General features: G+C 69.8%; 22 protein-coding genes. 4 read left to right on the top strand and 18 right to left on the bottom strand.

The genetic code is table 11. From position 1 onward, the window contains the following. Window positions 1–18 precede the first annotated feature (18 nt). Window positions 19–309 carry a hypothetical protein gene (locus ABD235_RS04465; protein WP_344169749.1) on the bottom strand — a complete coding sequence of 97 codons (291 nt, stop codon included), beginning with the start codon at window positions 307–309 and terminating at the stop codon, window positions 19–21. Between the two features lie 55 nt (window positions 310–364). On the opposite strand from ABD235_RS04465, the gene ABD235_RS04460 reads away from it, so the two are divergent. After that, window positions 365–991, top strand: coding sequence for a TetR/AcrR family transcriptional regulator (locus ABD235_RS04460; protein WP_344169746.1), 627 nt, complete (start codon window positions 365–367; stop codon window positions 989–991). Window positions 992–1094: 103 nt separating this feature from the next. Continuing rightward, a complete protein-coding gene (locus ABD235_RS04455; RefSeq protein ID WP_344169743.1) occupies window positions 1095–2804 on the top strand; it encodes an alpha/beta hydrolase in 1710 nt (569 codons plus the stop codon). 515 nt (window positions 2805–3319) lie between these two features. On the opposite strand, the gene ABD235_RS04450 is transcribed toward ABD235_RS04455, so the two are convergent. The 14 genes from ABD235_RS04450 to ABD235_RS04385 all read right to left on the bottom strand — a co-directional run bounded on the left by ABD235_RS04450 (window position 3320) and on the right by ABD235_RS04385 (window position 20600). Next, a complete protein-coding gene (locus ABD235_RS04450) occupies window positions 3320–5812 on the bottom strand; it encodes an ATP-binding protein (RefSeq protein WP_344169740.1) in 2493 nt (830 codons plus the stop codon). Window positions 5813–5978: 166 nt separating this feature from the next. Further along, window positions 5979–6419 (bottom strand): hypothetical protein, encoded by a 441-nt coding sequence (locus tag ABD235_RS04445; RefSeq protein ID WP_344169737.1) that lies wholly within the window; start codon window positions 6417–6419, stop codon window positions 5979–5981. A gap of 28 nt (window positions 6420–6447) precedes the next feature. Continuing rightward, the gene (gene dapB / locus ABD235_RS04440) at window positions 6448–7194 is read right to left on the bottom strand and encodes a 4-hydroxy-tetrahydrodipicolinate reductase (RefSeq protein ID WP_344169734.1); all 747 of its coding nucleotides are present in this window, start codon (window positions 7192–7194) and stop codon (window positions 6448–6450) included. Window positions 7195–7432: 238 nt separating this feature from the next. After that, a complete protein-coding gene (locus tag ABD235_RS04435) occupies window positions 7433–7873 on the bottom strand; it encodes a GNAT family N-acetyltransferase (RefSeq protein WP_344169731.1) in 441 nt (146 codons plus the stop codon). A gap of 4 nt (window positions 7874–7877) precedes the next feature. Further along, the gene (locus tag ABD235_RS04430) at window positions 7878–8885 is read right to left on the bottom strand and encodes an ABC transporter ATP-binding protein (protein ID WP_344169728.1); all 1008 of its coding nucleotides are present in this window, start codon (window positions 8883–8885) and stop codon (window positions 7878–7880) included. Further along, window positions 8882–9880 (bottom strand): ABC transporter ATP-binding protein, encoded by a 999-nt coding sequence (locus ABD235_RS04425; protein WP_344169725.1) that lies wholly within the window; start codon window positions 9878–9880, stop codon window positions 8882–8884. Before ABD235_RS04425 ends, ABD235_RS04430 begins: the two co-directional genes overlap by 4 nt. Then, the gene (locus ABD235_RS04420) at window positions 9877–10770 is read right to left on the bottom strand and encodes an ABC transporter permease (protein ID WP_344169722.1); all 894 of its coding nucleotides are present in this window, start codon (window positions 10768–10770) and stop codon (window positions 9877–9879) included. The genes ABD235_RS04425 and ABD235_RS04420 overlap by 4 nt, the downstream gene beginning before the upstream one ends. Beyond that, window positions 10763–11689 (bottom strand): ABC transporter permease, encoded by a 927-nt coding sequence (locus ABD235_RS04415; RefSeq protein ID WP_344169719.1) that lies wholly within the window; start codon window positions 11687–11689, stop codon window positions 10763–10765. Before ABD235_RS04415 ends, ABD235_RS04420 begins: the two co-directional genes overlap by 8 nt. After that, a complete protein-coding gene (locus tag ABD235_RS04410; RefSeq protein WP_344169717.1) occupies window positions 11686–13275 on the bottom strand; it encodes an ABC transporter substrate-binding protein in 1590 nt (529 codons plus the stop codon). Before ABD235_RS04410 ends, ABD235_RS04415 begins: the two co-directional genes overlap by 4 nt. A gap of 255 nt (window positions 13276–13530) precedes the next feature. Next, window positions 13531–15267 carry an ATP-binding cassette domain-containing protein gene (locus ABD235_RS04405; RefSeq protein ID WP_344169715.1) on the bottom strand — a complete coding sequence of 579 codons (1737 nt, stop codon included), beginning with the start codon at window positions 15265–15267 and terminating at the stop codon, window positions 13531–13533. A gap of 141 nt (window positions 15268–15408) precedes the next feature. Continuing rightward, a complete protein-coding gene (locus ABD235_RS04400) occupies window positions 15409–16722 on the bottom strand; it encodes a M16 family metallopeptidase (protein WP_344169712.1) in 1314 nt (437 codons plus the stop codon). Continuing rightward, window positions 16719–18953, bottom strand: coding sequence for a polyribonucleotide nucleotidyltransferase (locus tag ABD235_RS04395; protein WP_344169709.1), 2235 nt, complete (start codon window positions 18951–18953; stop codon window positions 16719–16721). Before ABD235_RS04395 ends, ABD235_RS04400 begins: the two co-directional genes overlap by 4 nt. A 273-nt stretch (window positions 18954–19226) precedes the next feature. After that, entirely contained in the window at window positions 19227–19499 is a 273-nt protein-coding gene (gene rpsO, locus ABD235_RS04390) for a 30S ribosomal protein S15 (protein WP_012920573.1), read from the bottom strand. A gap of 117 nt (window positions 19500–19616) precedes the next feature. Then, window positions 19617–20600 (bottom strand): bifunctional riboflavin kinase/FAD synthetase, encoded by a 984-nt coding sequence (locus ABD235_RS04385; RefSeq protein WP_344169706.1) that lies wholly within the window; start codon window positions 20598–20600, stop codon window positions 19617–19619. 117 nt (window positions 20601–20717) lie between these two features. Here ABD235_RS04385 and ABD235_RS04380 point away from each other — a divergent pair, with 117 nt between their 5' ends. Beyond that, complete coding sequence (locus ABD235_RS04380; RefSeq protein WP_344169703.1) at window positions 20718–21761, top strand: SGNH/GDSL hydrolase family protein; 1044 nt, start codon at window positions 20718–20720, stop codon at window positions 21759–21761. Between the two features lie 92 nt (window positions 21762–21853). On the opposite strand, the gene ABD235_RS04375 is transcribed toward ABD235_RS04380, so the two are convergent. The 3 genes from ABD235_RS04375 to ABD235_RS04365 are packed head-to-tail and all read right to left on the bottom strand — an operon-like array spanning window position 21854 to window position 23739. Then, window positions 21854–22738 (bottom strand): NAD-dependent protein deacetylase, encoded by an 885-nt coding sequence (locus ABD235_RS04375; RefSeq protein WP_344169700.1) that lies wholly within the window; start codon window positions 22736–22738, stop codon window positions 21854–21856. 9 nt (window positions 22739–22747) lie between these two features. After that, complete coding sequence (locus tag ABD235_RS04370) at window positions 22748–23365, bottom strand: transcriptional regulator (RefSeq protein WP_344169697.1); 618 nt, start codon at window positions 23363–23365, stop codon at window positions 22748–22750. Further along, window positions 23362–23739 (bottom strand): hypothetical protein, encoded by a 378-nt coding sequence (locus ABD235_RS04365; RefSeq protein ID WP_344169694.1) that lies wholly within the window; start codon window positions 23737–23739, stop codon window positions 23362–23364. Before ABD235_RS04365 ends, ABD235_RS04370 begins: the two co-directional genes overlap by 4 nt. A 374-nt stretch (window positions 23740–24113) precedes the next feature. Between ABD235_RS04365 and ABD235_RS04360 the strand changes: the two genes are divergently transcribed. After that, on the top strand, window positions 24114–25346 hold the full coding sequence (locus ABD235_RS04360) for an ice-binding family protein (protein ID WP_344169691.1): 1233 nt from the start codon (window positions 24114–24116) through the stop codon (window positions 25344–25346). Window positions 25347–25377: the final 31 nt, after the last annotated feature.

Raw genomic sequence — 25377 nt, 5'->3', positions numbered from 1 at the left:
CCGGCCACCGACAGCGCCCTACCGCTCGTCCACCAAGTCGTACCGCTCGACCTGAGCGTCCCGGACGACGGCGAACGCCGCCTGCGCCACGGGAAGCCCGGGCGCCGTGGCGGCGACCTCGTCCAGGGCTTCGCCCGACTCCCAGCGCCACACGTCCAGCCAGGTCTCCTCGTCGACGCGGGCCAGCCGGGTGTCGGTCAGGCCGTCGGTCATCCCCCGGACCGCCTCGATCAGCGCGGCCCGGCGGGCCAGCATCTCGTCGGCCCGGTCGGCGTCCACCGTCAGCCGGGTCAGTCGCAGAACACTCATCGCAAACTCCTTGTAGTTAAACTCTAGTGATTGACTCTAGAGATAGACTACAAACATGAGCCAGGTCAAGAAGGTCGACGGCAGAGCCGAGAAGTCGCGGATCACCCGCGCGAAGGTGCTGGACGCGGCCACCGAGCTGTTCGTCCGCGACGGGTACGGCGCGACCGCGCTGCAGGACATCGCCGAGGCGGCCGGCGTCGCCGTGCAGACGATCTACTACGGCTTCGGCACCAAGCAGACCGTCCTGAAACAGGTGGTCGACCGCTCGATCGCCGGCGACGACGAACCGGTCGCGACGATGGACCGGCCGTGGTTCCGGGACGCACAGGCGACGACGACCGCCGACGAGCACCTGCGCGCGCACGTCGAGGGCACCACGAAGGTCCTCGAGCGAGTCGCCCCGATCATGAAGATGCTCGAGGCCGCGGCCGCAGCGGACGCCGCCGTCGCCAAGCTCTGGCCGAGCACCGATCCCCGCCTCACCGTCCAGACCGAGGCAGCACAAAGCCTGCTCAGCAAGCCCGGAGCACACAAGGACGTCACCACCGAGCACGCCACCGACATCCTGTACGCCGTACTCAGCACCGAGCTCTACCTCCTGCTCGTCACCAACCGCGGCTGGACCACGCGGCAGTTCGCCGACTGGGCGTACGACGTACTGAAGCCGCAGCTCTGCGCGTAGCAGACGCCGATCCGCCGCCGGGCCGGGGGTGGTGTTCGACGGCGAACGGCTGACGTGACAGATTGCGACGGTCCCGTCACGTTTGGACATCCCTGGAGGATGTATGAAGTTCCGTACCCTGGCCGTCCTCGGCCTCGGTATCAGCCTTCCCGCCCTGCTCGTCGTTCCCGGCTCCGGCGCGACCGCGTCCGTCGAGCCGGCGCCGGTTCTGACCAGACCGGCGTACGTCGCCAACCGCTACCTGGACCAGAAGCCGCACTGGAAGACCTGCGGCGACCCGGCGCTCCGCGTCAGCTGCGCGAAGATCACCGCACCCCGCGACTGGTGGCACCAGGGCGACAAGGCCGATGACATCCAGATCGCCGTCAGCAAGGTCGCGCCGGCCAAGGGCAGGCCGAGCCGCGTCGTCTTCGGCAACCCCGGCGGTCCGGGTGGTGCCGGCCTCGGCATGGCACCGTTCCTGGCCAGCCGCGCCGCCATTGCCAAGGATCATCTGGCCGTCGGCTTCGACCCGCGCGGCACCGGCGACAGCGCCAACGTCAGCTGCCAGGGCGCGCCCGGCTACACGATGGACGCCCGCGACCGCGACCCCGCGAACCTCGACCTGATCGCCGAGGCCACCGAGCTCACCCGCCCGTACTGCGACCAGCAGTCCCGTGGCCTGCTCCCGTACGTCGACACCGCGCAGACCGTGCAGGACATGGACCTGATCCGGCACCTGCTCGGCTACGCGAAGATCGACTACGTCGGCTACTCGGCCGGTACCTGGCTCGGCGCGTACTACCAGACCTTCTTCCCCGAGCACGTCGGCCGTTTCGTGCTCGACTCGAACACCGACTTCACCCGCCCGTGGATCAACACCTTCGAGGCCCAGCCGCAGGCCTTCGAGCGCCGTTTTCGCGAGGACTTCGCGCCCTGGGCGGCCAAGTACGACAGCAAGCTGAAACTCGGTGACACCCCGCGACTGGTGATCCGCACCTACGAGAAACTCCGCGCGGACCTGAAGAAATTGCCGGCGGTCGAGGAATACCTCGACGGTTCGGTCAAGATCAGCTACGACCAGAACACCCTCGACAACATCGTCGTCGGCGACATGTATACGAAAGCGGATTTCTTCAGCCTCGCCACCGATCTCGCATTTCTCCGCGATCTGTCGAAGGCGCAGAGCACCGGCGGTCCGCGGGCGGCGCAACGCAAGGTCGACGCTCTGTCGGTCCAGCGCCAGCACCAGCTCGTCCAGCGCGCGACGAAGCCGGCCATCGGCCTCAGCCCGTTCGGCCGGCCGTTCGCGGACGACGCGCAGCAGGCGACCTTCACCGCCGTCACCTGCAACGACACCGAGTGGCCGCAGGGTCGCGAGTACGGCGACATCCTGTCCGCGCGGCTCGGTCCGCACTACCCGCTGCTCGGCTGGGGCATGAACGAGAACCCCTGCCTGTCCTGGGATCGCCCGCACCGCACACTCCCGACCCCGACCGGCGCCGGGCTCCCGACGACCCTGATGGTCCAGTCGGTGCACGACCCCGCGACCAACCTGACGCTGGCCCAGTCCGCTCACCGCCGGTACGCCGGGTCGCGGCTGATCACGATCGCCCGCGAAGGCGACCACGGCATCTACGGCGGCGTGAACAAGTGCGCCGACGCACTGGTCGACGCGTTCCTGAGCTCCGGCCGCGCGCCGGCCAAGGACACCACCTGCCAGGGCGAGGGGCTGCCCGGGCCGACGATGCCCGCGCCGGAAGGCGAAGAAGGAACGCCGCTGCACCGGATCGCGGGAATGACCCGGGAACTGTCCGGATATCTGCGTCAATAGCAGCACTCGACCAGATCGATTCGCCCGATTTTGCCGGAATTTCCGGCACAGACCGCCAGGTTTCCGTCACAATGCGCGAAATCCGGACAAGTCTTTCGTTGTCAGATTCCGGTTGTCAGGGCGATGTCAGGGTTGCGTCCCTGTGCGACGGAGCGTGACCAGGACAACCTTGAGTCAGCGCGGGAGAACCGAACGCCGACCGGGAGGGCTCGGCGGGCGGGGGACATCGCCGACGAGGCTTCGGCCGGCTGTGTGGGTGGGGGGACTGCCTGGGGGGTCAGACAGAACCACAGCCGGCCGGGACCCGTCGACGCACGTCACTCCCGGCTTTGATCCCTCGCGGGGTACCTTCGATCCCCCAGGTCGTGGTGCCTCGCGAGGCCAGGTGTCGGAGACGGCGGGGCGGCCGTCTCCGATCCACCGGCCCGGATGGCGCGCCCTGGTGGACGCGCCAGCCGGGATCCGGCTGTCTCGGCAGTGCCCGTTCTGTACGACGAGCCGCGAGGTGCGCCGGATCAGAGCCTGGTCGACCGGTCGGGAGCTGCCGACGGTCCTGGGTAGCCGTCCGCCACGGCCGACAGCGGGGTTGCCCGGCCGGCGGCCCAGGCCGCACGGAACGCCCGCCGGTCCAGCGTCTCCTCGATCGCGCGCCGCGTGGCGGCCCGGTCGGCCTTCTCGACGTCCGGGACCGGGGCGCCGATCACCTCGCGGATCCCGTCGGCCGCGCCGAGCAGGAACGCGGCGTACTCCGTCCGGTTGCGCTGCTGCGCGACCGTCGCCAGCTCCTCCAGCACGCTCGCCGACCGCCACCGGTCCCCCAGATCCCGATGCTCGGCCAGGCTCTCGTCGAGCAGGTGCACCGCCCGCTCGGTCAGGCCGCGCCGCCGCTCGACGATGCCGAGCTGGTTGAGCGACCAGGCGACGCCCTCGCGATATCCGAGCCGTTGCGACAGCGCCAGGCTCTCCTGCAGCAGCTCCTCGGCCTCGATCAGTTCACCGCCGTACTGCGCGATGGTGCCGAGGCTGATCAGCGACCAGGCCAGCCCTTCGCCGTCGCCGACCGTCCGGAAGGCGTCGCGCGCCCGCTTGCAGCGCCGGGCGGCGATCTCGAGATCACCGCGCAGCCAGGCGACGAACCCGAGCTGGTTGTGCGCCCAGGCCATCCCGGCGCGATCGCCGAGGCTCTCGAACAGGTCGTAGCTCTGGCAGTGCAGGTTCTCGGCGGTCACGTAGTCGCCGCGCTCGCGCGCCACGCTGCCGAGGCGCTGCATCACCAGCGCCGTACCGGCGGTGTCGCCGAGTTCCTTGTACTGCGCGAGCGACGACTGCAGGCGCGCGGTCGCGACGTCGTACTCGCACTGGAGGAAGGCGAGCATGCCCGCGCCGAGCTCGGCCTTCGCCTTCGCGGCCTGGAGGTCGGGCTGCCCGTCGACGAGAGCCAGCGCGCGTTCCAGCCAGTCGCTGCCCTCGCCGTAGTGGCCGCGCAGGTAGCAGAACAGCCAGAGGCCGCCGGCCAGCCGGATCGCCTCCGCGCTCGACTTCGTCCGCAGCGACCAGCTCATCGCGGCGCGCAGGTTGTCGAGCTCACCTTCGAGGCGGTCGAGCCAGGCACCCTGGTTGGCGCCGCGCAGGTAGGTCTCGGCTTCCTCGGCGAGGCTCAGGTAGAACGCCGCGTGGTTGCGCGCGACCTCCGCGGCCCGGCCGCTCTCCGCGAGCCGGTCGGCGGCGTACTCGCGGATCACCGCGAGCATGTCGTACCGCCCGATCCCGCCCTCGCGGCTGACCCGGATCAGCGACTTGTCGACCAGGCGACCGATCAGGTCGAGCGTCTCGGCGCGCTCGCGGGGGCCGGGCGTCGTCCTACCGGTCAGGACGGCGGCGGCCGCGTTGAGGGTCCAGCCTCCGACGAAGACGGACAGCTCGGCGAACAGCTCCCGCTCCGGTGCGGTCAGCAGCTCGTAGCTCCAGCCGATCGCGCCCTCCAGCGACTGCTGCCGCGGTCCCGCCGTACTGGCACCGCCGGCCAGGATGCCGAACGACGTCTCGAGCTCGGTCGCCAGCTCCTCGACGGTGAGCACGTTCGTCCGGGCCGCGGCCAGCTCGATCGCGAGCGGCATGCCCTCGAGCCGCCGGACGACGCGGGCGACCTGCTCGATCTGCTCGCGCGGCGCGTTGCCGCGTGCGGTCGCCCGATCGACGAACAACCGGACCGCGGGCGACGCGTCGGGCTGCTGCTCCAGCTCCGGCAGCGCCAGCGGCGGTACGACGTACACGCTCTCGCCGGGAACGCGCAGCAGTTCACGGCTGGTCGCGAGGATCGACAGGTTCGGGCAGGACTCCAGCAGTACGCCGCAGACCTGCGCCGCGCCGGCGACGACGTGCTCGCAGTTGTCGAGGACGAGCAGCACCTTGCGCTGCCCGAGCTGCTCGGCGATCTCCTCGACCAGGCGCGCGCCGTCGAGCGGGTGCAGCCCGGTCGCGGTCGCCAGCGCGGAGCCGACCGCCGCCGGATCGGCGATGGGCGCGAGCGGCACCCAGCAGACACCGTCCTCGAACCGGTGCCCGATGCCACCGGTCAGCGCGAGCGCGAGCTGGGTCTTGCCGACGCCGCCCGGCCCGCTCAGCGTGAGCAGCCGGGTCACGCGCTCGCCGACCAGGCGACCGGTCTCGGTCAGCTCGGTGGAACGGCCGATCAGCTGGTTCGCCGGAACCGGCGGGGGCCGCAGGGTCGAGCGCGGGCTGTCGCCGTCGCGCCGCGCGGCGGCCGCGAGCTGGGCCCGATCGGGCGCGCCGAGTGCGAGAGCGTCTCCGAGCAACCTCAGCGTGTGCGGCCTGGGCGCCCGGCGACGACCTCTTTCGAGGGCCGCGATCGCATCGACGCTCAACCCCGCGAGCTCGGCCAGCCCCTCCTGCGACAGCCCGGCCTCTCGCCGGTGCCGACGCAGCAGATCGCCGAAACCCGTGGTGCGAACGTCGTCCGAGCCGCGGCGAGACCCGTCAGACGGCACAGGACGGCTCCACCCAGTCTCCGACCCGTACGCGGCGGTTACCGCGCACCTCCTGAAAATAGCCGCATCGCGGGTGGCTTGTCGCCCACTACAGCCAGTTCCCAGCCAACTGCCAGGTACCGGCAAGTTCAAACACTCAATTGTTCACCGGGCGTGTGCGGGTGGGTCAAGACCCGTCATGGCGGGCGATCGCGGTCCGCATCGAGGCGCGCGCACGGCGGCGATCGCCGGCCGCGTCGTACGCCGTGGAGAGTCTGAACCAGGTGCGCCAGTCGTCGGGGGCCGCCTCGACCTCCGACTGGTACTGCGCGAAGGCGGCGTCCGCGGCCGAGCGCTCGATCCGGCCGGACGGGCGGCGCGGGAGGTCGTCGACCGGGAGCCCGCCTTCGAGGTCGAGCTCCTGGGCCAGCGCTTCGGTCCGCCGGCCGAATTGCAGCTCGCGCCAGACCAGGTACAGCCCGACCAGCGGGATCACCAGGACCGCGATCCCGAGCCCGACCGCGACCGGGTCGCCGGTGCCGATCAGCAGCACACCCCGCCAGCCGAGCAGCACGGCGTACGCGATGAAGACGACCGCGATCACGACCACCGCACGCTTGGCGGTCATCCGAAGGCCGTCCGTCGACGATCGGTCATCAGTCGAGTTCGAGGAAGTGCTCGAGGCCGACGGTCAGCCCCGGGGTGTCGACGATCCGCCGGACGCCGAGCAGGACGCCGGCCATGAACGACTCCCGGTGCATCGAGTCGTGCCGGATCGTGAGCGTCTCGCCGACGTCACCGAGCAGGACCTCCTGGTGCGCGACCAGTCCGCGCAGCCGGATGCCGTGCACCCGGATCCCCTCGACGTCGGCCCCGCGGGCGCCGTCGAGCCCGGTCGTGGTCGCGTCGGGGATCGGTCCGGAACCGGCCTCGCGCCGGGCCGCGGCGATCAGTTCCGCCGTACGGCGTGCCGTCCCCGACGGCGCGTCGACCTTGTCCGGATGGTGCAGCTCGACGATCTCGACCGACTCGTAGTACTTGGCCGCCTTCGCGGCGAACTGCATCATCAGCACCGCGCCGATCGAGAAGTTCGCGGCGATCAGCACGCCGGTCCCCGGGCTCTTGTCCAGCTGCCCGCGCAACGTCGCCAGCCGCTCCTCGTCGAACCCGGTCGTCCCGACGACCGCGTTGATCCCGTGGCCGATGCACCAGGCCAGGTTGTCCATCACGACCTCGGGCCGGGTGAAGTCGACGACCACCTGAGCACCGGCCTTCGCCAGCTCCTCCAGGTCGTCTCCCTGGTCGAGCCGGGCCACCAGCTCCAGCCCGTCCGCGTCCTCGACCGCCAGACACGTCTGGGCGCCCATCTTGCCCTTGGCCCCCAACACCCCGACCTTGATCATCCGCACCCTTTCGACACCAGTCCGACCGGCCAAGGATCTCATTGCTCCGGCGTTCCCCATCCACCCCGCCCCCACCGCTCCCGCCCCCCCACCTCGCGCTCCCCCCACCTCGCGCTCCCCCCACACCGTGCTCCCCGACCCACTCCCCATTTCGCAGGTGAACCCCCGCCGTTGTGGGTTCACTGCCCTCATCGACACAGAGAACCCACAACGGTGGGGGTTAACGGGGAAAATGCGGCTAGTTCAGCGACTTGGCGTAGCAGAGGGCGGTGGGCTCGTGGACGTACTTCCCGTACGCCGGAGCCGGCCGGTAGTCCAGCGACTCGTACAAGGCGATCGCCTCGGGCTGGCGGCTGCCGGTGGCCAGGCGAAGCGTCGTCGCACCGCGGTGGCGGGCCAGGGCCTCGGCGGAGCCGATCAACCGGCGGGCGATGCCCCGGCCGCGCTGGTCCGGGCGGACGTACATGCGCTTGATCTCACCGACCCCCTCGACCACCGGCATCAGGCCGATGCAGCCGACCGCGTCGCCCTGGTGGTCGGCGACCAGGAAGGACGTGGCGGGATCGACCGGGTGCGACGTGCTCGCCGGGTACCGCGTGAAGAGCTCCTTCAGCGCCAGGTCGAGCAGCAGCACCAGCCCCAGGTCGTCCCGCGGTCGCGGCTCGATCAGCACTCGCACGCGGTCAGGATGCCACGCCCGCGGCAAAACTCGCCTGCGCTTTTTCGGCGAAGTGGCACGCCACCTGCTGACCGGACTCGAGCACCCGCAACTCCGGTACGTCGACCGAGCACTTCGCCTCCGCCTGCAGGCATCGGGTGTGGAACCGGCACCCCGACGGCGGCGACACCGGCGACGGCGGGTCCCCGGCGAGCACGATCCGCCGCCGCCCACCCGCCCGGGCGAGACCGGGCTCGGCCGACAGAAGCGCTTGTGTATAAGGGTGCGCCGGTACGTCGTACACCTCGTGGTGCTGCCCCAGCTCGGCCACCTTGCCCAGGTACATGACGGCCACCCGGTCGGACACGTGCCGAACCACCGACAGGTCGTGCGCGACGAAGATGATGCTCAGCCCGAGCTCTCGCTGCAGCCGCATCAGCAGGTTGACCACCTGCGCCTGCACGGAGAGGTCGAGCGCCGACACCGGCTCGTCGCACAGCAGCACGTCGGGGTTGAGCGCGATCGCCCGCGCGATCCCGATCCGTTGCCGTTGGCCCCCGGAGAACTGGTGCGGGAACTTCGTCTCGTCCTCAGCCCGCAGCCCGACCAGCTCCAGCAGCTCGCGCACCCGCTTGCGGATGTCCGTGCCGCGCGAGACGTCCGGGTGCACCTCGAGCGGCTCGGCGACGATCTCGCCGACGCGCATTCGCGGATTCAGGCTCGAGTACGGATCCTGGAAGACCACCTGGACGTTGCGCCGCCAGCGCCGCAGCGCGCGGCCCTTCAGCCCGGCGACGTCGACACCGTCGTACAGCAGCTCGCCTTCGGTTGGTTTCTCCAACGCGGCCAGCAGCCGGACCAGCGTCGACTTGCCGCACCCGGACTCGCCGACGATCCCGAGCGACTCGCCCTTGCGCAGCACGAGATCCACGCCGTCGACCGCCCGGACCAGCGTCTTGGTGCCGAACGAGAGCGCCGGGCTGATGTCGTAGTGCTTCACCAGATTCGTTGCTACCAGCAACTCGTCGCTCATCCGACGGCCTCCTTCAACACGGTACGGCGAATGCAGGCCGCGTCGCGGCCCGGCGCGACGGTCAGCAGCGGTGGGACCTCGTGCGCGCACTCCTCGATCGCGAGCTTGCACCGGGTCCGGAACGCACACCCGGACGGGATCGCCCGCAGCGACGGCGGCGTACCGGGAATCGTCGGCAACTCCTGCCCCTTCAGGTCCGCCGACGGCATCGAGCCGAGCAGGCCCTCGGTGTACGGATGCATCGGCTGCTCCAGCGCGGCGGCCGTGGCGGCCCGCTCGACCACGTGCCCGGCGTACATCACGACGACGTTGTCGGCGACGTCCGCGACCACGCCGAGGTCGTGGGTGATCAGGACGACGCCCATGTCCCGCTCGGCCTGCAGCTCCGCGATCAGTTCGAGGATCTGCGCCTGCACGGTGACGTCGAGGGCGGTCGTCGGTTCGTCCGCGATCAGGACGTCGGGGTCGAGCGCGAGCGCCATCGCGAGCATCACGCGCTGCCGCATCCCGCCGGAGAACTCGTGCGGGTAGTCGTTGACCCGCTTGGCCGCGGCCGGGATCCGCACCTGGTCGAGCATCTCCGCGGCCCGCTTCATCGCGTCACTCTTGGACATCCCGCGGTGCACCCGGTAGCACTCGGCGATCTGCTTGCCGACCGACTGCACCGGGTTGAGCGCGGACAACGAGTCCTGGAACACCATCGTGATCCGGTCCCCGACGATCCGGCGGCGCTCCTTGACCGACATCGTGATCAGGTCGTCCCCGCGGTACTTCGCCGTACCGGAGACGATCCGCCCCGGTGGCATCTCCAAGATGCCGGTCAGCGCCTGCGTCGACACCGACTTCCCCGAACCGGACTCCCCCAGGATCGCCAGCGTCTCCCCCGCGTGCACCTCCCACGAGACCCCGTCGACCGCCCGCACGGTCCCGTGCGGAGTGTCGAACTCGACGCTCAGATCCTCGACCTGCAACAACACTTCGCCCGTGCTTTTCATCGCATCAACTTCGGGTCGAGGGCGTCGCGGATCGAGTCGCCGATGATCATGAACGAGATCGTCATCGTCGAGATGAACAGCGCCGGCCAGATGAACAGGTGCGGGGTGTCGCGGTACGCCGCCGCAACACCGAACTGCGAACCCCAGGAGATCGACGGCGGTTGCAGCCCGACGCCGAGGAAGGTGAGGACCGCCTCGAGCCCGACCAGACCCCCGATGCCCAGCGTGGTCATCGCCAGCAACGGCGCCATCGCGTTCGGGAACACGTGTTTGCGCAAGATTCGCAACGGCGGGACGCCGACCGACCGCGCCGCCAGGACGTACTCACGGTTGCGCACCGAGAAGACCGTCGACCGCATCACCCGCATGCCCTGCGGCCAGCCGGTGACCAGGATGATCGCGACGATGATCCAGATGCTGCGGTTCGGCACCGAGTTCAGGATCACGATCAGCGCGATCAGCCCCGGCAGTGCGAACAGCACGTCGGCCACCCGTGAGATCAGCGTGTCGACGGCGCCCGGGAAGTAGCCCGCGAGCAGACCGAGGATGCCGGCCACCACGAACCCGCCGACCCCCGCGACCAGGCTGACCAGCACCGACGGCCGGGCGCCGTAGATCACGTTCGCGAAGTAGTCGCAGCCCTGGATGTCGAAGCCGAACGGGTGGCCCGGCTCGCGACCGTGCTGGGTCTTGCCGAGCTCGCAGAACCGCGGGTCGACCCGGGTGAACAGCTTGGGGACCGCGGCCATCACGAAGAACGTCAGCACCAGCACGGTGCAGAGCACGAACTGCGGCTTGCGCAGCAGCGCGCGGAGCAGCTCGGTGTTGGACAGGGTCCGGCCTTCGAGGTCGGCCGTCTCGGTCCCGAAGACCTGCTGGGCCTCAGACATTGCGCACCCTCGGATCGATCGCGCCGTACACGATGTCGACGATCAGGTTGATGACGATGAACATGACGAAGGCCAGCGTGGACAGCAGCACCACCACCCCGCCTTCCTTGAACCGGATCGCCGAGAACATGAACTGCCCCAGCCCCGGCAGGTTGAAGATCGACTCGGCCAGCACGGCGCCGGCGAAGATCCCGGCGAAGTCGATGCCCATCAGCGTGACGACGGGCAGCAACGCGTTCGGCAGCACGTGCCGCCACAGGATCCGCTGCTCGCCCAGGCCCTTCGCCCGGGCGGTCTTCACGAAGTCGGCGTTCGCGGTGTCCACGATCGACGTCCGGGTCAGCCGCGCCATCCCGGCGAAACCGGAGATCGCGATGCAGACCGCGGGCAGCAGGTACGCGATCGGCCAGCCGTCAGCGGCTCCGGAGACCGGCAACCACTTGAGCTCGACACCGAAGACGTACTGCCCCGCGAAGTACAGCACCAGTCCCGGCACGGCGAGCACGACCAACGTGGACAGCAGCAGCATCCGGTCGACCACCCCGTTGCGCCGGAACCCGGCGTACAGGCCGAACAGGATGCCCGCGATCCACTGCAGCGCAAGGCTCATCGTGGCCAGCTTCAGCGTGACGGGGATCCGCAGCCGGAGCTGGTCGGCGATGTCCGCGCCGGCGAACGTCGTACCGAAATGGCCGGTGAAGATGTCCTTCATCGACAGCAGGTACTGCACCACGAACGGCTGGTCGAGGTGGAACTGGGCCCGCTTGGCCGCGAGCACCGCGGCCGGGATGGGCTTGTCACCGGCCAGTTCCCGCAGGGGGTCTCCAGGCATCGCGAACACGAGCGCGAAGACCCCCAGCGTGACGATCAGGCCGATCGGCACGGCCGCCAGAATCCGGCGGAGAACGAACCGGGTCACTTGAACGTCGAGTACAGCGCCTGGACGCCGGTGTACTTCGACACTCGCGGCTCGATCTTCGCGGAGTGCAGGTAGGCGTTCTGCTTGGTGTACAGGGGAATCAGCGGCATGTCCTCGAGCGCGATGTCCTCGGCCTGCTGGTAGAGCTTGATCGCCTTGTCCGGGTCCGGCTCGGAGTCGCCCTTGGCCAGGACGGCGTCCAGGGCTGGGTTGCTGTAGCCGGCGAAGTTCGCGTCACCCGAGGACTTGAACATCGGCGTCAGGTAGTCCTCGATCGACGGGTAGTCGTGTCCCCAGCCGGAGAACCGCAGGCCGTCGAGCTTGCGGGTGTCGGCCAGCGTGGTGATCTCCGAGCCCTGCTTACCGGTGTACTTGACGTCCAGACCGAGGTTCTGCCGCAGCATGTTGCCGATCGCCTCGGCGAAGATCTGTCCGGTCGCGGAAGTGGTGTTGTAGTTGATGTTCAGCTGGCCGGAGAAGCCGCCGGCCTCCTGGAGCAGCTGCTTGGCCGCGGTCGCGTCGAACGCGCAGTACTTGCAGGCGTCGGCGCGGTAGCCGTTGATGTCCGGCGCGATCAGGCCGCTGGCCGGCGTCGACAGACCGACCAGGTCGGCCATCGCCTTCCGGTCGATCGCCATCGAGATCGCGTGCCGCAGCTTGGGGTTCTTGAACCGCGCGTCCCAGGCCGGGATCGTCAGGTAGTTGGCGCCGGAAGGCTCCGCCGTCACCCAGCCGTCAGGCGCGTCGGTCTTGAACGTCTTCACCTTGGTCGGCGGCACGTCCACGAAGTCCACGGTCCCGGCCAGGAACTCGTTGTACGCCGTGTCGGCGTTCGGGATGAACCGGTACGTCAGCGCGTCGGCCTCCGGGGCGTTCGGGCCCTTGTAGCCGTCCCACTTGACCAGCTTGATGTCGTCGCCGGGGTTCCAGGCGCCGTCGAGCTTGAACGGGCCGTTGCCGATCGGCTTGCGCTTGTAGGCGTCGGGGTCCTTGCGGACCTCCTCCGGCAGCGGCGCCAGGCCGAGGTACTGCAGGGTCAGGCCGAACTGGGAGAACGGCACCTTGAGCTTGATCGAGAAGGTCAGGTCGTCGACCTGCTTCAGGCCGCTGAGCGTCTTGACCGAGGTCGGCTTCGGGGTGGCGCCGTCCGGCGTCGGCGGGTTGAGCGCCTCGTAGCCCTCGACCTTGGAGAAGAACCCGTTGTTCTTCCAGGCGGTCGAGCCCTGGGCGGTCAGGTTCCAGCTGTCGACGTAGTCCTTGGCGGTCAGCTTCTGGCCGTTCTGGAACGTGTTGCCCGGCTTGAGCTTGACCGTCCAGGTCTGGCTGGTCTTGTCCGGCGTGACCGAGTCGGCCAGCACGTTGACGGTCTTGCCGGTGGCCGGGTCGGTCGCCACCAGCGGCGCGAAGACCGCCTGGGCGATCTGGATCCCCGGGCTGCCGTTCTCGTTCAGCGGGTTGATGTACTCCAGCGGGTCGGCGGCGATCGCGATCACGGCGCTCTTCGCGCCACCGCCGGCGCCGCCGTCCCCACCTCCGCCGTTCCCGTCACCACAGGCGCCGAGCACCAGCGCAAGGCCCAGCGTCACCCCCACAACACCAGTCGTACGTCGCACGGTCGAACCAACTTCCTCGGCGGAGGGCCGCTAGGGCGGGCGGAATGTGGTCGCCATGTTGGCTGGTCGTTACTGCGCATGTCAACGTTGTCAGCAACAAAAACGTCTGACGTAACAAGGAAGTTACTCGGAGAGACGGTCAGAGAAGACCTCAGAGCACCCGGGAGCGTCACGGGCGTCAACCTCGACCATAGCCCGCCCGCCAGCCCCAAGTCATCAGATGACACCTCACTTTTTCGCCTGCTCCCGAAACATCTCCGCGAACCGGCCGCCGTCCATCGCGAGCAACTCGTCGTACCGGCCCTGCTGCACGACGACCCCGTCGTCGAGCACGTAGATCCGGTCCATGTCCCGCAACGTCCAGGCCCGGTGCGACACCACGACGGTGATCCGCTCGTGCCGGGTCCGGCGCAGCTCGGAGAAGATCTCGCGCTCCGCTTCGGCGTCGATCGCGGACGTCGGTTCGTCGAGGATCCAGACCCCCGCGCCGCGCAGGTGGATCCGGGCCAGCGCGAGTCGCTGCCACTGGCCGCCCGAGATCCCTGTGCCGCCCCACTGCTGGCCCAGCTGCGCGTCCAGGCCCGGCAGTCGCCGGGTGAACGACTCGGCCTGCGCCGACGCGAGCGCACGTCGTACGGCGTCGTCGGTGACGGGCTCGGGAGCCCCGAGCGCGACCACGTCGCGCAGGCTGAACTCGAACTTGCCGAACTCCTGCACCAGCAGGCCGAAGTGCCCGAGGCGCTCCGGCTCGGTCAGGTCGGCAGCGTCGCGACCGTCCAGCAGCACCCGCCCGGCGGACGGCGTCAGCATGCCGACGAGCGCGTTGACCGCGGTTGTCTTCCCGGCGCCGTTGACTCCGACCAGCGCGATCATCTCGCCCCGTTCGGCGTGGATGGACACGTCGTGCAGCGCGGGCCGGTCGGCGCCGGGATAGGTGAAGCTCAAGCGGTCCAGCTCGAGCGATCCGACGTCGCGGACGACGACCTGCGGGGCGGTCGGCGGGACGGAGGCGACGAAGCGCCGGTAGATCCGCGCCTGCGGAGTCGCGGTGATGATGGTCCCGAACGCGTACCCACACAGGCGAATCGCGTTCAGCCCCGAGATCGTGCCCGCCACAGCCGCCGCTGTACCGGCTCCGGACGCGCCGCCTCGGACGAGCGCCACGAGGGCCGCGCCGAAGAGCGCGGCAGTGGCCAGCGCGGCCGCGAGCTCCCACAGCATCGCCCGGCCGATCATCCGGTCCAGGACGCCGGTCGCCTCGGTCCGGCGTACGACGATCAGGTCGGCGACCTTCCCGCCCGTGCCCAGCACGGCCAGCTCGGTCCCCGGGCGCTGCTGGACGAGCTGCTCGGTGGCGTACGTCGCCCGCCGGTCGGCCGCGGCAACCGTAGGCCAACCGCGCGCCTCCATCCGCGAGATGCCGGTGAAGGCGAGGACGGTCGGCACCAGCGCGGCGAGAACCAGCAGGCCCGAGACCGGGTTGATCTCCCACACCACCGCGCACAGCACCACCGAGGTGATCCCCGCACCCAGCACCTGCAAGGCCCGGCCCGCCACCACATCCATCACCGCAGTGGCCGCCTGGCTGGCCTCCAGGTCCGTCGTCACGTCGGCCCGCGCCAGCCGGCTGGGCGTCAGTCGAGCGGCGGCGTGCGCCAGATCCGTGCGGTACCGAAGCCGCAGCCACAGGCCCATGCGTTGCGTCGCCGCCAGCCCGATCTGCCCGAGCGGGTACATCGCGCCGACGACCGTCGTCAGTCCCAGCAACGGCCCCCACGCCGTCTGCCCGGCCGACAGCTGGTCGACCAGCCGCTCCAGGAACACCACCTGCGCCGCGGGCAAGGCGGCCTGTGCCAGCAGCAGAACCGCCGACACGACCAACCACCCACGCGCCCAGCGGACGGCGTCGCCGAGTGATTCACCAGCAGTACGAACGGAGTCCCGGAGCGCTTCCCAGGTGGACATCACGGTCCTCTTTCATCGCAGGCCGAAGTCCCAGCCGGCGAACCGGCGGGACACGAAGGCCGTTAAGTGCGATGTGATTCTGTTCAGCGAATCCAGAGGCAGATAACGAGTGACGTATCGCTGAAAGCAACGATACGTCACTCACAGATCGAACTGGCGGGTGTCCTCGTCGAACGGGCCCATGACCGTCAGGGCCGGCGTGCCGGCGTACAGCTCGGCGGCCAGTTGGTGGACGTCGTCCAGGGTGACCGCGTCGATCCGCTCGAGGATCTCGTCCACGGTCGGCAGTTCGCCGTACACGAGCTCGGCCTTGGCGATCCGGGTCATCTTGGCGCCGGTGTCCTCCATGCCCATCACGACCGAGCCGCGCATCTGGCCCTTGCCGCGGAGCAGTTCGTCGGGCGTGATGCCGCCGGCGGCGAGCGTGCTCAGCTCGGCGCGGACGACATCCAGGACCTCGGGCGCCTTCTTCGGCAGGCAGCCGGCGTACACGCCGACCATGCCGGTGTCCGCGTACGCCGATCCGAAGGTGAACACCGAGTACGCCAGCCCGCGCTTCTCGCGGACCTCCTGGAACAGCCGCGACGACATGCCGCCGCCGACGATCCCGTGCAGCACCCCGGCGACGTACCGCCGCTCGTCGTTGCGCACGAGGCCCGGCATCCCGAGCACCAGGTGCGCCTGCTCGACGTCACGGTGGTGGACCCGCACTCCCCCGTACGTCGGAAGCCGGCGACCCGATCCGATCCGGACCGGCGCGGGCTCGGCCTCGCCGGTGACCCAGTGCCGCTCGAACGCCTTGCGGACAAGGCGAACGACGTCGGCGTGCTCCACGTTGCCGGCCACCGAGACGACGATGTTCTCCGGGCGGTAGCGGCGCCGATACCAGCCGACCACCTGACGGCGGCTCAGCCCGGCCACCGACTCCGGCGTACCGGTGATGGAGCGGCCGAGCGGTGTCGAGCCCCACAGCTGCTCGGCGAACAGGTCGTGGATGTGGTCGGAGGTCTCGTCCGCGTGCATCGCGATCTCTTCGTCGATCACGTCACGCTCGGACTCGACGTCCTCCGGCGTCAGCGTGGCGGAGGTGATCATGTCGCAGATCACGTCGACCGCCAGCGGCAGGTCGGAGTCCAGCACCCGCGCGTAGTAGCAGGTGTACTCCTTGCCGGTGAAGGCGTTCATCTCCCCGCCGACGGCGTCCAGCGACGCGGAGATCTCCAGCGCGTCGCGGCGCTCGGTGCCCTTGAACAGCAGGTGCTCGAGGAAGTGCGTGGCGCCGGACAGCTGCACCGGTTCGTCGCGCGAACCGACCCCGACCCACACGCCGAAGGTGACCGAGCGGAAGCCCGGTACGGACTGGGAGAGCACGCGGAGCCCGGAGGGCAGGACGGTCCGTTTGACGGGACCGCCCTCCTCCGGGCTCAGCAGCGTGCTGGTGGTGGCTCGACTCACTCGGCGGCAGCGGCCTCGTTGTCGTCGGCCTTCTCCTCGGCCTTGTCGCCGTCCTCGCCCTCGATGACGGGGATCAGCGACAGCTTGCCCCGGTCGTCGATCTCGGCGATCTCGACCTGCAGCTTCTGGCCGACCGAGAGGATGTCCTCCACGGCCTCGACCCGCTTGCCACCGGCCAGGCCACGCAGCTTCGAGATGTGCAGCAGACCGTCCTTGCCCGGCAGCAGGCTGATGAACGCCCCGAAGTTGGTCGTCTTCACGACCGTGCCCAGGTAGCGCTCGCCCTTCTCCGGCATGGTCGGGTTGGCGATCGCGTTGATCATCGCGCGCGCCGCGTCGGCCGAGGGGCCGTCCGTCGCACCGATGTACACCGTGCCGTCGTCCTCGATGGAGATGTCGGCACCGGTCTCGTCGGTGATCTGGTTGATCATCTTGCCCTTCGGGCCGATGACCTCTCCGATCTTGTCGACCGGGACCTTCACCGAGATGACCCGCGGCGCGAACTCGCTCATCTCACCCGGGGCGTCGATGGCCTTCGACATCACGTCCAGGATGGTCAGGCGGGCTTCCTTGGCCTGGGTCAGCGCACCGGCCAGGACGCTGGCCGGGATGCCGTCCAGCTTGGTGTCCAGCTGCAGGGCGGTGACGAAGTCCTTCGTGCCGGCGACCTTGAAGTCCATGTCGCCGAACGCGTCCTCCGCGCCCAGGATGTCGGTCAGCGCGACGTACTCGGTCTTGCCGTCGACCTCACCGGAGATCAGGCCCATCGCGATGCCCGCGACCGGCGCCTTCAGCGGCACACCGGCCGACAGCAGCGACAGCGTCGAGGCGCAGACCGAACCCATCGAGGTCGAGCCGTTCGAGCCGAGCGCCTCGGAGACCTGACGCAGCGCGTACGGGAAGTCCTCGCGCGACGGCAGCACCGGCACCAGGGCGCGCTCGGCGAGCGCGCCGTGGCCGATCTCGCGACGCTTCGGCGAGCCCACCCGGCCGGTCTCACCGGTCGAGTACGGCGGGAAGTTGTAGTTGTGCATGTAGCGCTTGCGCGTCTCCGGCGACAGCGTGTCCAGCTGCTGCTCCATCCGGAGCATGTTCAGCGTGGTGACACCCATGATCTGGGTCTCGCCGCGCTCGAACAGCGCCGAGCCGTGCACCCGCGGCAGCACCTTGACCTGCGCCTTGAGCGGACGGATGTCGCTCAGGCCACGGCCGTCGATGCGGACCTTGTCCTTGAGCACGCGCTGGCGGACCAGCTTCTTGGTGAGCGAGCGGAAGGCCGCGGACAGCTCCTTCTCGCGCCCCTCGAAGGACTCGGCCAGCTTGGCGACCACGGCGGCCTTGACGGCGTCGGTGGCCTCCTCGCGGTCGTGCTTGCCGGCGATCGTGAGCGCCTGCGACAGCTCCTCGGTGGCAGCGGCCTCGACGGCGGCGAACGCGTCGTCCTGGTACTCCGGGAACACCGGGAACTCACCGGTCGGCTTGGACGCGGCGGCGGCCAGCGCGGCCTGCGCCTCGACCAGCGTCTTGATGAAGCCCTTCGAGGCCTCGAGGCCCTCGGCCACGATCTCCTCGGTCGGCGCCTGCTTGCCGGCGGCAACGGCGTCGAAGGTGCCCGGGGTGGACTCGGCCTCGACCATCATGATCGCGACGTCACCGGTGTCGGTGACGCGACCCGCGACCACCATGTCGAACACGGCGTCCTCGAGCTCGGTGTGGGTCGGGAACGCGACCCACTGCTTGTCGATCAGCGCGACGCGGGTGGCGCCGATCGGGCCCGAGAACGGCAGCCCGGCGATCTGGGTGGACATCGACGCGGCGTTGATCGCCAGCACGTCGTACAGCTTGTCCGGGTTGAGCGCCAGGACCGTGATGACGACCTGGATCTCGTTGCGCAGGCCGGACACGAACGACGGCCGCAGCGGGCGGTCGATCAGCCGGCAGGTCAGGATGGCTTCCTCGGAGGGACGACCCTCACGACGGAAGAACGAGCCCGGGATGCGGCCGGCGGCGTACATCCGCTCCTCGACGTCCACCGTCAGCGGGAAGAAGTCGAACTGGTCCTTGGGCTTCTTGCTGGCCGTGGTGGCCGAGAGCACCATCGTGTCGCCGTCGAGGTAGGCGGCGGCCGAGCCGGCGGCCTGCTGGGCCAGACGGCCCGTCTCGAAGCGGATGGTGCGGGTGCCGAAGCTGCCGTTGTCGATCACGGCTTCGGCGTACTGTGCGCCCTCCATGGGCGCGTTGGTGGATCCCGACACGGGATACCCCTCTCTCACTCTGAGACGACGTGAGGCGCGGGCTCCGGGGGTGTGCCGGTCTTCGATCGAGGCTCGCGGGACGGTCTGCGTCCCGAAAGCCACTACCGAGGACCGGTCGTCGTCCCGGTACGCGGGTCGCGTCGTCTCGTTGTCGTTTTAGCTGTTCAGTTGTGTTCCAGGCCCCGGTAGGACCGGGGCACGGATACGCGAGAAGCGGCCACCGGAGTGCGGTGGCCGCTTCTCACGACGTCATCGGCGCAGGCCCAGCCGCTCGATCAGGGACCGGTAGCGGTTGATGTCCTTCTTCGCCAGGTAGTTCAGCAGCCGGCGACGCTGACCGACCAGGAGCAGCAGGCCACGACGGCTGTGGTGGTCGTGCTTGTGCTCCTTCAGGTGCTCGGTCAGGTCGGCGATGCGGTGCGTGAGCAGCGCGACCTGGACCTCGGGGGAACCGGTGTCGCCCTCGGTCAGGGCGTACTCGCCGATGATCTTCTTCTTCGCCTCAGGATTGGCAGACGACACTATTGATCCTCTCGATGTCCGTTGCGCGGCGCACCGGGGCTTTTGTCACCCGGGCACTCTCGATCCGCGGCCGTTCAGACGGCAGCGTCCAGAGTATCAGCCTGTGGACAAGCCGCCCTAATCCCCCGTGCCCGGCGTGGTGCCGCCGGTCAGCAGCTGCCGCGCCTGGTCCACATCGGTCTTCATCTGGACCAGCAGCGCCTCGATCGTGTCGAAGCGGATCTGCGAGCCCCGCAGCCGGGCCACGAAGTCCACCGCGACCCGGGAGCCGTACAGCTCCAGGTCGTCGCGGTCCAGCACGTAGGACTCCACCCGCCGGTCGATCCCGTCGAAGGTCGGGTTGCTGCCGACGCTGATCGCGGCGGGGAAGGCTTCCCCGTACGCCGGAGTGCCGGGCGCCGGCTCGAGCACCCGCAGCCACCCGGCGTACACGCCGTCGAGCGGGATCGCGGAGCCGGACTCGGCCGGGATGTTGGCGGTCGGGTACCCGAGCTCGCGGCCGCGCTTGTCGCCCTCGATCACCGTGCCGACGACGCGCAGCGGGCGGCCCAGTGCCGCCGCGACCTGCTCGACGTCACCGGCCGCGATCAGCTCACGGATGTACGTCGACGACCACGGCTGGTCCTCGCCACGCAGCGCGAGACCCTCGACCTCGAACCCGGCCGCGGCGCCTGCCTCGACCAGGGTGTCGACGTGCCCGGCGGCCTTGTGGCCGAACCGGAAGTTCTCGCCGACCACGACGGCCTTGACGTGCAGGGTGCCGACCAGGACCCGGTCGATGAACTCCTGCGGGGACCAGTTCGAGGTCTCCTTGTCGAACGGCAGGATCAGCACCGCGTCGGCACCGGCGTCGCAGAGCAGCTGGGCGCGCTCCTCGGGCTCGCTGATCGTCGCCGGCGCCTTGTCGGGACGCAGCACCGCCATCGGGTGCGGGTTGAAGGTGAGCGCGACCACCGGCAGCCCACCGAGCTGCTCGGCCCGCGCGCGGGCGTGCGCCAGCACCTCCTGGTGGCCGCGGTGCACGCCGTCGAAGTTGCCGATGGTGACGACCGACGGACCGTAGTCAGGGCCCACCTCGTCCAAACCGTGCCAGACACGCATAGGCGCAAGGATTCCACGAAAGCTCCGGGCCCGGTGCACCAGGTCCCCGGTCACCCCTTGTAATCGGCCGGTCACTCAACTTACTGTGGGCCGCACTGCCACTTCCTCGGAGGTCACGTGAAGCTTTCTCGTGCGGTCGCGGCGTTCACCGCGCTGGCCACGCTCGGCGCGTTGTCCGTCACCGGCCCCGCTCAGGCGGCCGCCCCGGACCGGTCCCCGGTCGCGCCGAAGGCGTCGTACAGCAAGTACGTCGCGCTCGGTGACTCCTACACCTCCGCACCCCTGGTCCCGCTGCCGGAGCTGCTCTCGCTGGGCTGCCTGCGCTCGACCAGCAACTACCCCAAGCTGCTCGCCGGGATGCTGCACATCTACCGCTTCACCGACGTCAGCTGCGGCGGCGCCGACACCACGAACATGACCAAGCCGCAGAGCACGGCGCTCGGCGTGGCCGCGCCGCAGTTCGACGCGCTGACGCCGGACACCGACTTGGTCACGCTCGGGATCGGCGGCAACGACTTCGGCGTCTTCGGCCGGATCATCGACACCTGCCCGAAGCTGCGCGACAGCGACGCCCAGGGCGCCCCCTGCCGGCAGCACTTCACCGTCGACGGCGTCGACACGCTGAAGGCCGACATCGCCAAGACCCAGACCCGGATCACCGAGGTCGCCAAGGCGATCAAGGTGAAGGCGCCGAAGGCGACTGTCGTGCTGATCGGCTACCCGAAGATCGCACCGGAGAAGGGCACCTGCCCCGACATCCTGCCGTTCGCCGACGGCGACTACGGCTACCTGTACTCGATCGAGCAGGAGCTGAACAAGGCGGCCGAGAACGCGGCGAAGGCGGCCGGGGCGCTCTACCTGGACACCTTCGGCCCGTCGACCGGGCACGACGCCTGTGCCCCCGACGGGCAAGCGTGGATCCAGGGCAAGGACCTCAACCTGCTGCGGGCGTTCAACTACCACCCGCGGTTCGAGGGTCAGGCCGGCGTCGCGTCGCTGACCTTGAAGTTGCTGACCGGCGCACCGCAAACGGTGACGGCGGACGAACAGGCCGGGTTCGCGCGGCAGGCGCGCGAACTGAGCAGCAAGGCCGCGAAGACCAGCCTGCCGGAGGCCTACCGGGCCCACTTGGACCGCCTACGGACCGGCGCGCAACGCTGACCCTTTCCAATCCGTACGGCGGACGCCGGGCCGGCCCACTTCACGCGTGGGCCGGCCCGGCGCTTTGCTGCTCGCATGCGGCCGGCGGCGGGTCAGCCGAGGGCGGCGGTGAGCTCCGTCAGCGCCTGGCCCAGCGGCAGGTCGATCCGGTGGGTGGCCAGAGGGTCTCCCCTGGTGATGCCGTGGTTGATGATCAGCACCGGCTTGCCGGCCTTCGCGGCGTACCGGACGAAGCGGAAGCCCGACATCACGGTCAGGGACGAGCCCAGGACCAGCATCGACTCGGCCTCGTCGATCAACCGGTAGCACCGGTCGACCCGCGGCTTCGGCACGTTCTCGCCGAAGAAGACCACGTCCGGCTTGAGCAGCGGGGACCCGCAGTTGCGGCACGGCACCAGGTGGAACTCGCGGACCGTTTCCTCGGGCAGGTCGACGTCACCGTCGGGGTTGATCCGCAGCGCCTGCCCCTCGAAGTCCGGGTTGGCGGCGCGAAAGCGCCGGTCGAGCTCCTCGCGCGGACTGGTGTCGCCGCACTCCAGGCAGATCACGCGGTCGAGGTTCCCGTGCAGCTCGATCACGTCGCGCGCGCCGGCCGCCTGGTGCAGGCCGTCGACGTTCTGGGTGATCACACCGCTCAGGTAGCCGCGCGCCTGCAGCGTCGCGACCGCGCGGTGACCGTCGTTCGGGTCGGCGCGAGCGATCGTCCGCCAGCCGAGGTGACTGCGCGCCCAGTACCGCTGGCGCCCCGCCTCGCTGCCGACGAAGTCGCCGTACGTCATCGGGGTGTGCGTCCGCAGACTCCCGGTCGCGCCGCGGTAGTCCGGGATGCCCGACTCGGTCGAGATCCCCGCCCCGGACAGCACGACCGCACCACCCGCGGCCACGGTCTCGATCACCGGCGCGAGGTCCGCCGTACCGGGTGCAAGCGCCAGTACCTCAGGACCCGGGGTCCAGCTCAACGTAGGTCGCGAACGCACCCCTCCAGCTTACTGACCCCGTTCGACCCCGAGCGTGGCGATCAGGTCCTCGTGCAGCTCGAACCAGACCGTGTGGCAGGAGTCCTTGCCCGACCCGTCCACCCACGTGTTGTCGCGCGGCACCCGGCCGAGCGCGTCGGCGAACCGCAGGTCGTACCCACCCAACCGCTCCAGTACGCCGGACAACCGCGCGACCAGCTCGTCCAGCCGCAGGCTCAACGCGGTCAGCGTCTTCACGACGCGGGCGTCCCAGGCCGGGTCGGTGTGGTCGTTGAACGCCATCGGGTCGTCCTGCGACGGCCGCAGTTGCCAGTCCGTGCAGGCCTGCTGCAGCCGCGCGTTGAGGGGCAGGAACTCCTGGTAGACCTCACGCAGTACGGCGTCGCCCGCCTCCTGACGCTCCGCAGCCAGCCGCCGCTCGTTCTCCACGCGCCCGGCCGGAGTGAGCGACCAGCCGCCCGTCCCGGCGAACTCGCTCCACGTCACCCAGCCATAGGCCTGGTAGTCGAGCAGCAGCTCACGGGCCATCTCGGGATCGATCGCGAACCGGCCCGCGATCGTCTGCTCGTCCCCCATCCCCTTCAGCCGTACGGCGTGCAGCACGAGCAGCTCCGCCGACGACCTCATGCCTCACCCTGTCGCGCGGTGAGCCGGTCCAGGCGCTGCTGGCACGCCTGCGGCGAGTTCAGCCCCAACGCCTGGGCCATCTGCGCCCACGTCAGCCCGAGCCCCCGCGCCGCGAACAGCAAGCTGGTCTCCAGCTGGTCGATCTCGGCCCTGGCCGCCGGCAACAACTTCAGCGCGGCCAGCGCCGCGTCCTGATCGGCGCCCTTCCACAGGAAGAACTGGATGAGGTCGACCGCCGTCGGCGGCACCGGTCCCGGCTGCCACGGCCGGGGCTCCAACTCGTTCGCTCCCAGCGCGAGAAGCTCCCGCCGGGCCTGGCTCTCCCGCTCCGCCTGCTGCTGATCGTTGCTCTGCACCCCCGAACCATCCGGCATCAACAAACTGTTGTCAACACAATGTTGAGGTCGATCGTATTGGTTGCCTACTGCATCTATCGAGCCGTTGACAGCCGGTGATCGGCAACCTACGGTCAACCTCAGTAACTGATTGTGATCGGCGCCCCACGGCCCTGCGGGGCCGGCGCTGATCGAACGGGGTGCGAACACGCCACCGGCGGGGCGGAACCAGTGACGTTCTGCCGCTCGGGGCGGTCTCCCGATGTCCTGTTACCGGGCCGGACCTGCCCGGGTCGCTCGATGTCGTTCTGACGTCCGCTGATCCTCCTGCGCGACCACGAAGCTCGGGACGACAAGCCGTGCCGGTCACCGGACCAGGCCACGGCATCGAGGGACTGAGGATGGCACCGATCATGAACTCTTCCATTTCCGCACGGGCTGCCGGCCGGTTGCGTCTGAGTGCGCTGGCGGTCGCGGCAGCACTCGTCGTCTCCGCGGGCGGACTGCTGGCCACCGGCGGGACCGCCGAGGCGGCCGCCGTCCGAGTACCGCTCGGAACCGCCGAGAGTTTCGTCGTACTGGCCGGGGCGGGGATCACGAACACCGGCCCGACCGTGCTGACCGGGGACATCGGGAGCTTCCCGAACCCGGCGATCACCGGCACCGGAACGATGACGATCACCGGCACCAACCACGCCGGCGACGCCGTCACCCAGCAGGCGAAGCAGGACCTCGTCACGGCGTACAACGTCGCGGCCGGCGAGCTGCCGCCGACCCCGGTCACCGACGACCTGGGCGGCAAGCGACTGACTCGAGGCATCTACAAGGCGGACTCCTCGATGGGGCTCACCGGCGCACTCACCCTGGACGCCGAAGGGGACGCGGGGGCCGTCTTCGTCTTCCAGGCCGGATCGACACTCACCACGGCGACCAGCAGCAGTGTGGTGCTGGTCAACGGGGCCCGGGCCTGCAACGTGTTCTGGCAGGTCGGCAGCTCGGCGACCCTCGGTACGGCCACCCGCTTCCGCGGAACGATCCTCGCGCTGACGTCGATCACGATGAACACCGGCGCCACCGCCGTCGGCCGCATGCTGGCCCGCAACGGCGCCGTGACGCTGGACACGAACACCATCACCCGACCGAACTGCCGGCCGATCCCACCGACCACACCCCCGACCACACCTCCCAGCACTCCCCCGACGACCCCGCCGACAACTCCTCCGACGACGCCGCCCACGACGCCCCCGACAACACCACCCACTACCCCGCCGACAACGCCGCCCACGACTCCTCCGACGACGCCGCCCACCACACCTCCGACAACACCACCCACAACCCCGCCGACAACTCCTCCCACAACGCCTCCGACGACGCCGCCCACGACGCCCCCGACAACACCACCCACCACACCCCCCACGACGCCGCCTAGCTCGCCTCCGACGAGTCCGCCGACCTCGACCCCGACCTCACCGCCCACGACGCCCCCGACCAACCCGCCGAAGCCTCCGGCCACCCCCCGGCCCCCGCAGGTCACCGAAACCCCGGAAGGCCCCGTCGGAACGGGCGACGCCTCCGGTCTGTCGATGTGTCTGCTCGACCCGCCGACCACCTCCTGGTTCGGCTGGATCGGCGACACCACCCCATGAGGACCGGCGCAGCGGTCCTGCTCCTGACGGC

It is taken from the genome of Kribbella lupini (assembly GCF_039529595.1).
Classification (GTDB): Bacteria; Actinomycetota; Actinomycetes; order Propionibacteriales; family Kribbellaceae; genus Kribbella; species Kribbella lupini.
The sequence above is the reverse complement of the archived record's forward strand: the minus strand, read 5'-3'. Positions and strand labels throughout refer to the sequence as shown.